The organism is Xenorhabdus eapokensis, assembly GCF_001908105.1.
Genome location: NZ_MKGQ01000006.1, coordinates 134,519 through 140,465 on the forward strand (window position 1 = coordinate 134,519; position 5,947 = coordinate 140,465).

Genomic DNA, 5,947 nt, shown 5'->3' on the forward strand with positions numbered 1-5,947 from the left:
ATACGATAAATTAGCCCGAAATTATGCCAGCATGTTGGCGCTGGCATTTGTCATGATATGGCTACCCATGTGGGTTGAGTAAAGGATAAACGGTAAACGTCAACACGCCCTAGTTAAATCACTCATTATAAGCGGCGCCAAATAAAACAGGCACCGCTATAACATAGGTTACGTGATATTAGTTGTACTATTCAGGCTGTTCGCTCCAATTATCATTTTCTGAACTGTCGCTTTGGCTTGCTATTCGCTTTTCTTCACTGGCCCATTCACCTAAGTCGATTAGTTGGCAACGTTTACTGCAAAATGGGCGGTGTGGGTTAATTTCTCCCCATACTACCGTGCTGCAACACGTTGGACATTCGACAGTCAATACTTCAGACATAATACTCTCTCTCGTTTGATTTGAAGGTCATATCCTCCATTCTCATATCGCAGCTTTGTTGGCTGAACTCACCATTTCAGTGATGTATTCATAAATACAGAGTTATATAAATACAGAATTAGCATGTTAACAGCAGGCCAATTCAAATGACAAATGGGCTGGTACGACACCATGCTCACTATCCATTGGTAAAAAGCGGATAGCGAAACGTGTTTTGTAGCCGGAAATTTGTGGGTAAACCAATGCATCTGATACCACGTCCAATTTTAATCTCAGTAGATCAGCTTCATCTGCATTACCCTGATAAAATCCATTATGGCTGGTTTTAGGGGTAAAAACGGCAGAGTGGCGTATGAGTTTCAGAATACTTTCCAGGGCTTGTTGTAATGGCCGCAGGCTATCCAGCCAGGCTTTGACAGATTTATCCCTGACAGATTGTGGTAAATGCAGCCACAGATGCAATGTTGGCAAGTCAAAACTACAACATCCTCCAGGGATGCTGAGACGTTGACGTACCATGCTGATAGTACGGTCTTCTTTGATATATTGGCTAAGCCGTGGAGCTTGATTCAAGGCAATGCTGCGTTCTTTAAGTTGCTCTGTCAAACTATGGATCATAGCCGTATCGGCATTCGGAGCGCCGAGCCACTGTTTTAATTTCACCTGCTGGCGATCCAGCTCTTTCAATAGCTCAGAACGAACCTCACCGCGTTCCAGAATCTCAATTAATTCGGCAATTGTACGGAAAAACGAGAGGCTACTCGCCTGAGAATCCAGATGACGTTGTTTTTCCAACTGTTGCAGTGAAGACTCAATCCTCAACCATGAACGCATTTTTTCATTGAGTGGATGTTCAAAAATAATAGTAGAGGTTGCATCACTCATTACGGTTTTCCTGTCTGACTGATTTTGCTTGTTTTAAATACTGTTGATGTAACTCGGCCACACGAGAGGGAATATCCTGTTCGCTGTCGTGGTTAACGATGACATCATCTGCCTTTTCCAGTCTGTCCTGACGGCTGGCCTGTGCAGCCAGAATATTTTCTACTTGCTCACGGCTCACCCCATCACGAGCTATGGTTCGGGTGATCTGTACTTCAATTGGAACATCAACAACTAAAACACGATCTGCCAAATGCATTAAATTGTTTTCAATTAGCAAAGGTACGACCCAGATGGCATAGGGGGTAGTCACATGGTTTAATTGCCGTTGTGTTTCTACTTGGATCAGTGGATGTAATAGTGCATTGAGCCACTGTTTCTCTTCCGGGACAGCAAAAACTTTTTGGCGCAACATGGCCCGATTAAGGCTGCCATCGGGCAATAATATGTCAGCGCCAAAGTGCTCTGCGATTGCCTGTAGTGCGAGGGTGCCAGGCGCTACAACTTCCCTGGCGATAATATCTGCATCAACAAGCGTGACACCAAGGGATGAAAATACATTAGAGATAGTCGTTTTACCGCTACCAATTCCACCTGTAAGTGCAACAATATAAGCCATTCTATCCCTTTAAATATCTCTGATAGCATAATCAAATTGTAACTCAAGGGAAGCTGATGGGCTATAAACAAACACGTACAATTCTTGCTTTTGCGGCCTTGAGAAAAGATAACGAAACATGTAAATACTTTGTTAAGTTAATATGGTGCCTAATTGAAAAATAGGCAGGTACATAGCCAGTAATAATAAACCGACAATCAAAGCCATTATTAACATCAATAAAGGTTCTAATGATTGAACCAAACTATCAGCAAGGTTGATTGATTTTTCTTGATACCATTCTGCGAGATTGAATAAAAATAATTCTAATTCTCCTGATTCTTCACCTATCATGACAAATTGTTGACATAACACAGGAAAATATGCTGTTTGTTTTAATGCATCACTCATTGGAATACCTTGTTGAATTTGCCTGTGCAGATTTTTCACTCCTGCGATAAAAACAGGATGTTGAGTTGCACTGAGGGCACATTCAAGCCCTGCCATTAGTGTTAATCCCGCTTTTTGTGTCATGAATAGGATATGAAATATTTGATTAGTCTGTTGATAAATAGTGAGTTGCTTAAAAATAGGAAGTCTCAGAAAAAGCATTTTTTCTTTTGCTTTTAAAATAGGAAAACGATGGCGTAGCCATAGATAACTGGTTAACAATATAAATATTATTAATAGTAGTAATACGCCATGATGGATCAATAAATCAGAACCGGAGAGAACCCATTGTGTTAACCAGGGCAGGGTGGCGTTTAGCGAAGAATAAACTTGCCGAAATTCTGGCAGAACAAAAATCAACATCAGAATAATAACCAAAAAGCTTACAAAAGCGACTATTAAGGGATAGTGATAAGCCTTTTGAATTTTCTTCCTCAACCTATTTTGTTGTTCCAGGCGATTAATAATTAACTGGCAGCAGTTTTCAAGCTGGCCGGTTTGTTCTCCGACTGCGATAAGTTGATAAAATAAGGGAGAAAATAACTTCGGATAGTGTTTAAGTGTTGTGGAGAATGATTCTCCCTGACGAATTTTCTGAATCATCTCTGCTAATACACATCGCCAGAGATCATATTTACATTCTTGCAGTAAAATAGTTAGTCCCTTGAGTAAAGGAATGCCGGAAGTCAGTAACGTACTTAACTGGTGAATAAAATGCAGGCGATAGGCAATTTCTTTTTTGCTGTAATAAATAATTTTTTTACATTTAATGGCATAGGGTTGAAGATCGAGATAGCTGAGGTATTGGAATACACTTTTTTTGCTATGACCAATGCTCTCCCCTGTTATGGCTTTTCCATTTTTGTTAATTGCCTGCCATTGGTAAATATATTCTATTTTCATACTGTTTCATGGCCTGTAATCTGATAAATCTCTTCAAGCGTCGTTATTCCTTTTTCTACTAATGTCAGCCCTGCTGAGAACAGCGTTACACCTTGTTGTGAGGCAAGTAAATGTGAGAGGCTGGAATGAGAACACTCAGACAGGGTTTGCTGGAGTTCAGGTTTGATTTCGAGAAATTCATAGACGGCGGTTCTGCCGTAATAGCCAGAAAAGCAGTGATCACAACCAACCGCATGCCATTTTTTTATAGATGTTGAACCAGTAATATTAGGGATCACTGTGGGAATACTGTCTTGTTGTCGGCAATGGGGGCAGAGCTTACGAACCAGCCGCTGTGCAATAATCAATTTCACACATGAGGTTGTGGTGTAGCCAGAAATACCCAGGTTATGCAGGCGAGATAACGTATCAATAGTGGAATTGGTGTGTAGTGTTGATAAAACCAAGTGACCTGTTTGGGCTGCTTTCATTGATATTTCAGCAGTTTCATTATCACGGATCTCACCAACCATAATGATATCGGGATCTTGCCGCAATAATGCCCTGAGGATTTTGGCAAAATCGAGACTAATCTTGTTATTCACAGGCGTTTGGTTGATGCCATATAAAGGAATTTCGACAGGATCTTCAACACTACAGATATTCTTTTTAGTTTGGTTTAAATATTGCAGGCAGCTATATAATGTGACGGTCTTTCCGCTGCCAGTCGGGCCAGTGACCAAAATCATTCCTTGTGGTAAATGGAGTTTTTGTTTTAAAAGGTGTAATTGTGGTTCAGGCAACCCCAATTGTTCCAGGGATAGCTGGTGTATAGTATTTAAAATACGCAGGACTATTTTTTCCCCATGCAGTGTGGGGAGTGTTGATATACGAATCGCATAACTGTTTTTGTTGTCATTCCAGTCAAATTGCCCATCTTGAGGCTGACGTTTTTCAGCAATGTTGAGCTTTGCCATGATTTTTAAGCGGGCAGGAATACCCGCATTCATTTGAGGAGGGGGTGCCTGCATGGTATGCAATGTACCATCAACTCGAATACGTATTTGATAGCCACGTTGAGATGGTTCAAAGTGAATGTCTGACGCTCTTTTTTGTATTGACGTTAATATCGTTTGATTAATTAAGTGAATAACAGGCGTATCTATTTCCTCATCATGGAGATTATTGGTTGGTATTGCATCATTATAATTAGCATGGCGACTATCAAGGCGATCTATACGGTAAGGTTCTTCTTTATCACTTTCTGAACAGTAATTTTTTGCTGACATTAATGAATTTTCTTCTGTCAACATTGATTCTATTTTTGCTTGTGGCAATATTTCTATATTAACGATTAAACCTGAAATAAACCTCAGTGCAGCCATGAAATCCTCATTAGGTGATTTATTACAGGCAATTGTGATCGTATGGGAATCTTTTTTTATAAGAATGGCCTGATGTTGTTGACACAGTTCTTTTATTTCTTTTTCCATTAAGAGGTGATCCTTATTTATCATTATTTTTATTCCTTTAATATTGGCGTGACTTAATTGTTTTCTCTTCCATTTAAAGCCTGTCAGGAATGAAAGGATGTGTTTAAAATTTCAAGGTTTCCTGGCATTTTAGTTTTAACGATTCATTTTCAGATTCACACATCGCGTTCCATTGAGTGAAACCAGTCTTTGTATCTTGAATAGGTTTTAACGAGACATGGAGCCCATTAAGGTTTTGCTGGCCCACTACCGTTATTTCCCCCTCTTTTACTGAGATGGTACTGATATAGCGGCTATTGTGACCTGATGGAATGGACGGGTGACCAGAGTGGCAATCTTTGTAATTTTCAGCTTCAAAGCGACACAGTTCTACACCAGATTTATAAGGCACAATAGCTTGTAGCATATCGGTTAATGCCGCTTTCTGGATATATCCCTGATAACTGGGAATAGCAATTGCGCCAAGAATAGACACGATAGCCATAACAACCATCACTTCAATTAATGTAAATCCCTGTTGATTCATTTTTTCTCCTTGTATATGCATCTGGATTAATTGCCATATTCAATAGCAGATATACTCTTCATCTTTTGAATTGCAATCTATTGGATATCGATGCCCATAATCATGGAGAAAAAAGGGAAAAATAAAATATCGTTAGTAGAATTTATGAAGTCGGATCGAGAAAATAACTTTATGTTGCATTCTATTGCACAAATTTTTCGAGCCTGTCCATAAATAAGAAAACACCAGATATATTGGCTGATTGAAAGTGCTAACATGCTAACCGGTTACACTTTTAGCCGTGGCATTATGCTTAATGAAGTTGATTGATACCGGCCATATTGGAATGGTGATTTTGGTAAAGTGATATTAAATATTAAGAGAGAAGGTAAAAGAATGAAGCTGCATGAGGGGTGGATTGATGATGTAAGAAAGGTTATTTCTCCGCATTGTGATCTGCGGCCAGAAGGAGAAATACCATCATTACTGGTTATCCATAACATCAGCTTACCTCCCGGCAAGTTTGGTGGTTCTTATATTGATCAATTATTTACGGGGACATTAGATCCTAAAGCTGATCCTTTTTTTGATGAAATTAAGCACTTACGTGTCTCTGCTCACTGTTTAATCCGGCGTGATGGTGAGATTGTACAATAACGCGATGCTCGACTTTCGAGGAGAGTTGAAATGACATAGCCCGTCCTTTATAACTTTAAGTGACCAAACCAAAAGAAATAAAGGAACAAAAGGCTATG

Annotated in this window: 6 protein-coding genes and 1 pseudogene; 1 reads left to right on the forward strand and 6 read right to left on the reverse strand. The window is 39.6% G+C overall.

Annotated features, from left to right (window positions below; genetic code table 11):
- Positions 1-187: 187 nt before the first annotated feature.
- The 6 genes from yacG to ppdD all read right to left on the reverse strand — a co-directional run bounded on the left by yacG (position 188) and on the right by ppdD (position 5,213).
- Positions 188-382 (reverse strand): DNA gyrase inhibitor YacG, encoded by a 195-nt coding sequence (gene yacG, locus Xedl_RS06555; RefSeq protein ID WP_074023015.1) that lies wholly within the window; start codon positions 380-382, stop codon positions 188-190.
- A gap of 126 nt (positions 383-508) precedes the next feature.
- Positions 509-1,267, reverse strand: coding sequence for a cell division protein ZapD (gene zapD / locus Xedl_RS06560; RefSeq protein ID WP_074023016.1), 759 nt, complete (start codon positions 1,265-1,267; stop codon positions 509-511).
- Positions 1,260-1,883 (reverse strand): dephospho-CoA kinase, encoded by a 624-nt coding sequence (gene coaE / locus Xedl_RS06565; RefSeq protein WP_074023017.1) that lies wholly within the window; start codon positions 1,881-1,883, stop codon positions 1,260-1,262. The genes zapD and coaE overlap by 8 nt, the downstream gene beginning before the upstream one ends.
- Positions 1,884-2,015: 132 nt before the next feature.
- Positions 2,016-3,215 carry a protein transport protein HofC gene (gene hofC / locus Xedl_RS06570; protein WP_074023018.1) on the reverse strand — a complete coding sequence of 400 codons (1,200 nt, stop codon included), beginning with the start codon at positions 3,213-3,215 and terminating at the stop codon, positions 2,016-2,018.
- Positions 3,212-4,711, reverse strand: a complete 1,500-nt coding sequence (gene gspE, locus Xedl_RS06575) for a type II secretion system protein GspE (protein WP_074023019.1) — start codon at positions 4,709-4,711, stop codon at positions 3,212-3,214. The genes hofC and gspE overlap by 4 nt, the downstream gene beginning before the upstream one ends.
- 79 nt (positions 4,712-4,790) lie before the next feature.
- Positions 4,791-5,213, reverse strand: coding sequence for a prepilin peptidase-dependent pilin (ppdD, locus tag Xedl_RS06580; RefSeq protein ID WP_074023020.1), 423 nt, complete (start codon positions 5,211-5,213; stop codon positions 4,791-4,793).
- A gap of 375 nt (positions 5,214-5,588) precedes the next feature.
- On the opposite strand from ppdD, the pseudogene Xedl_RS06585 reads away from it, so the two are divergent.
- Positions 5,589-5,846 (forward strand): annotated as a pseudogene (locus Xedl_RS06585) (peptidoglycan recognition protein family protein); the annotation flags it as partial.
- Between the last annotated feature and the right edge of the window lie 101 nt (positions 5,847-5,947).

What these genes read in the sequence shown, in the direction of transcription:
- coaE (WP_074023017.1), bottom strand. Translation starts at nt 1,883, where the DNA reads ATGGCTTATATTGTTGCACTTACAGGTGGAATTGGTAGCGGTAAAACG.
- hofC (WP_074023018.1), bottom strand. Translation starts at nt 3,215, where the DNA reads ATGAAAATAGAATATATTTACCAATGGCAGGCAATTAACAAAAATGGA.
- ppdD (WP_074023020.1), bottom strand. Translation starts at nt 5,213, where the DNA reads ATGAATCAACAGGGATTTACATTAATTGAAGTGATGGTTGTTATGGCT.
- zapD (WP_074023016.1), bottom strand. Translation starts at nt 1,267, where the DNA reads ATGAGTGATGCAACCTCTACTATTATTTTTGAACATCCACTCAATGAA.
- yacG (WP_074023015.1), bottom strand. Translation starts at nt 382, where the DNA reads ATGTCTGAAGTATTGACTGTCGAATGTCCAACGTGTTGCAGCACGGTA.
- gspE (WP_074023019.1), bottom strand. Translation starts at nt 4,711, where the DNA reads ATGATAAATAAGGATCACCTCTTAATGGAAAAAGAAATAAAAGAACTG.